Below are 640 nucleotides of genomic sequence, written 5' to 3'. Positions count from 1 at the left end.
AATACGTTATTCAGCCTGGTGAGTATGCAAGACAGATTGCCAAGCAGTTTGGTGTGGAGCTTGATGAGTTACGGCTAGCCAATCCAGGACTTGCGGAGCATGATTTTACGGAAGGAAAAACTATTGTTATTCCTGAAGACCATCAGGATCAGATTGTACGATTACGTGGAGAATATGGATATGAAGATTTAAAGGAAGACCTAGCGGCCTTGGCCCGCAGATATCCGTTTATTGAAGTTGGCAGCATTGGCACCAGTGTCATGGGGAAGGATATTCCTTATGTACGTATTGGGCAGGGAACCCGTAAAATTCATGCCAATGCTTCTGTTCATGCTAATGAATGGCTGACGACGCCTTGTTTGCTGCGTTTTATAGAGCAATATGCACAAGGGATCGATGGGACTGAAGAACATATAGGGACCTCTCAATGGGTGTATGGAGGTTCTCCGCAGGATTTGCTGGAGCATACATCCCTATGGGTGGTTCCGATGGTCAACCCGGATGGGGTAGAGCTGGTGCAACAAGGTGTACTCCCAACTCATCCGTTGTATCATGATCTCAAAAAGTGGAATGAAGGACGTGCTGATTATCGCGGTTGGAAGGCCAATATTCGTGGTGTCGATCTCAACGATCAATTTCC

The 640-nt window shown here is 46.6% G+C and carries 1 protein-coding gene; it reads left to right on the top strand.

The window, feature by feature from the left end:
• Positions 1 to 640, top strand: a 640-nt coding sequence (locus GRP75_RS28805; protein ID WP_160791096.1) for a M14 family zinc carboxypeptidase, incomplete at both ends; no start/stop codon positions are given.

Origin of the sequence: Paenibacillus sp. OT2-17, from assembly GCF_009827695.1 — a bacterium.
Classification (GTDB): domain Bacteria; phylum Bacillota; class Bacilli; order Paenibacillales; family Paenibacillaceae; genus Paenibacillus; species Paenibacillus polymyxa_B.
The sequence above is the reverse complement of the archived record's forward strand: the minus strand, read 5'-3'. Positions and strand labels throughout refer to the sequence as shown.